The organism is Blautia sp. MCC270 (assembly GCF_018785605.1).
Taxonomy (GTDB): domain Bacteria; phylum Bacillota; class Clostridia; order Lachnospirales; family Lachnospiraceae; genus Blautia_A; species Blautia_A fusiformis.
The window spans coordinates 1-2,925 of the sequence record NZ_WQQD01000068.1 but is presented as its reverse complement, the minus strand read 5'-3'; the positions used below and the strand labels follow the sequence as shown (position 1 = coordinate 2,925).

At 44.7% G+C, this 2,925-nt stretch carries 2 protein-coding genes; both read left to right on the top strand.

The window, feature by feature from the left end:
• Positions 1–186: 186 nt before the first annotated feature.
• Positions 187–1,056, top strand: a complete 870-nt coding sequence (locus GPK58_RS12485; RefSeq protein WP_118608511.1) for a DegV family protein — start codon at positions 187–189, stop codon at positions 1,054–1,056.
• 39 nt (positions 1,057–1,095) lie between these two features.
• The gene (gene argS / locus GPK58_RS12480) at positions 1,096–2,862 is read left to right on the top strand and encodes an arginine--tRNA ligase (RefSeq protein WP_022427120.1); all 1,767 of its coding nucleotides are present in this window, start codon (positions 1,096–1,098) and stop codon (positions 2,860–2,862) included.
• Positions 2,863–2,925 lie beyond the last annotated feature (63 nt).

The following is a 2,925-nucleotide window of genomic DNA, read 5'->3' as shown; positions in this document are numbered from 1 at the left end:
ACTGGTAATATTCCGCGAGGTGTTTTTTGTGAGCGAAGGTCACAGAAAATTTCCAATTGTGATATAGAAAAAAATATGATACACTAACATCATGGCTTTCTACAGCAGTTCAAAGAATTAGTCCATCAGGGGCTGATGCATTAATTCTTTGAACTGTGAGATAACAGACCAGGAGGAGAGAAAAGAATGGGCAAAATTGCCATTGTAACAGACAGCAACAGCGGTATCACACAGGCACAGGCAGAAGAGCTTGGCGTTTATGTGATACCGATGCCGTTTTATATTAATGAAAAAATGTATCTTGAAGGTGTAACTCTCACACAGGAAGAGTTTTATGAGAAGCTTAAGAAGGATGAACCGATCTCCACATCTCAGCCAAGTCCGGCTGATCTCTGTGATCTGTGGGACAAGCTTCTGAGAGATTATGAGGAAATCGTTCATATTCCGATGTCAAGCGGATTGAGTGCATCCTGTTCTACTGCAATGGGACTTGCTATTGATTATAATGGTCGTGTTCAGGTAGTGGATAATCAGCGGATTTCCGTAACACAGAGACAGTCTGTAATGGATGCTAAGATGCTTGCCGAGGCAGGAAAAAGTGCCGCAGAGATCAAGAAGATCCTTACGGATCAGAAACTCGATTCCAGTATTTATATCACACTTGACACCCTGAAATATCTGAAAAAAGGTGGCAGGATCACACCGGCAGCAGCAGCCATCGGAACGGTTCTGAACCTGAAGCCTGTACTTCAGATCCAGGGAGAGAAGCTGGATGCCTACGCCAAGGTCCGTGGCAAGAAGCAGGCCAAACGTGCCATGCTGAAGGCAATGAAGAATGATTGGGAAACACGTTTTAAGGAATACGCATCCGACGGTGAGATGTGTCTTCAGGCTGCTTATACAGGAAATCTGGAAGAAGCAGAAGAATTTAAAAGAGAGATCCAGGAGGTATTTCCGGGAATGGAGATACATATGGATCCACTTTCTTTAAGTGTTGCCTGCCATATCGGTTATGGTGCCCTTGCAGTCGCATGTTCAAGAAAAGTGACGTTATAAGCATAAAATACAGAAACAAAGATATGAGGAGTTTGAAACATGAAGAAGATTATGGAACAGATGGCGGAAGAACTTTCCGCAGCATTTGAAAAAGCAGGTTATGATCCGTCCTACGGAAAAGTTACTGTTTCCAACAGACCGGACTTATGTGAGTATCAGTGTAACGGTGCTATGGCAGGAGCCAAAGCATATCACAAGGCACCGTTTATGATCGCTGATGATGTGGTAGCACAGCTGTCAGACAGCCGGATCTTTTCCAGAGCAGAAGTTGTAAAGCCTGGATTTATCAACCTGGATGTGAAACCGGAATTTGTTGCAGAATACATGAATAAGATGGCAGAGGACGAGAAGCTTTCTGTTGAGACTGCCAAGAATCCGAAGACGATCATTATCGACTATGGCGGACCAAACGTTGCCAAGCCGCTTCACGTAGGACATCTCCGTTCTGCGATCATCGGTGAGAGCATCAAGCGTATCGGACGTTTTGTAGGACATAAGGTGATCGGTGATGTACATCTTGGAGACTGGGGCCTTCAGATGGGACTGATCATCACCGAGCTGAAACACCGGAAACCGGAGCTGGTATATTTTGATGACAGCTTTACCGGTGAATATCCGGCAGAAGCACCGTTTACCATCAGCGAGCTGGAAGAGATCTATCCATGTGCCAGTGGGAAGTCCAAAGAGGATGAGGCTTACCGTAATGAGGCATTGGAGGCAACCCACCTTCTTCAGCAGGGTAAACCCGGATACATGGCTCTCTGGAACCACATCATGAATGTATCTGTAACTGATCTGAAGAGAAACTATGCGAATTTGAACGTAGATTTTGACCTCTGGAAAAAAGAATCCGATGCACAGCCATACATCCCGGATATGGTAGAGGATATGAGGAAGCGAGGATTTGCCTATGAGGATCAGGGCGCTCTTGTTGTAGATGTAAAAGAAGAGAGTGATACCAAGGAGATTCCTCCATGTATGCTTCTGAAATCAGACGGAGCTTCTCTCTATACGACCACAGACCTTGCTACTATCGTAGAGCGTATGAAACTCTTTCAGCCGGATGAGATCCTTTATGTTGTTGACAAGCGTCAGGAGCTGCATTTTATCCAGGTATTCCGCTGCGCAAGAAAAACCGGTCTTGTAAATCCGGAAACCAAGCTTTCCTTCCTTGGTTTCGGTACCATGAATGGAAAAGACGGTAAACCGTTTAAGACAAGAGAAGGCGGTGTTATGCGTCTGGAGAACCTGATCGCAGACATTGATGAGGAAATGTATCGCAAGATCGTGGAGAATCGCAGTGTAAAAGATAAAGATGCAAAGGATACTGCCAAGATCGTAGGACTTTCCGCGATCAAATACGGAGATCTTTCTAACCAGGCGACCAAGGATTACATCTTTGATGTTGACCGCTTTACATCCTTTGAGGGAAATACAGGTCCGTATATCCTTTATACTATCGTTCGTATTAAGTCAATCCTGAACCGTTATGTACAGGAGGGAGGAGATTTAAGTACAGGTAAGATCCTTCCGGCAGTCAATGCCAGTGAGAAGAACCTGATGCTTCAGCTTTCCGGCTTTGCAGCAATGGTTGAGAACGCTTTTGAAGAAAAAGCACCACATAAGATCTGTGCATATATCTATGAGGTATCCAATGCATTTAACAGCTTTTACCATGAGACCAAGATCTTAAGCGAAGAGGATCAGGCACAGAAGGAATCCTTCCTTCAGCTGCTCCAGCTTACAAGAAGAGTACTTGAAACAAGCATCGATCTTCTTGGATTCTCTGCACCGGATCGTATGTAAGGTATAGTTTTACGGATACAAACACTATGAATGATGACGGCCCGCCGGATAAAGGGACATTTT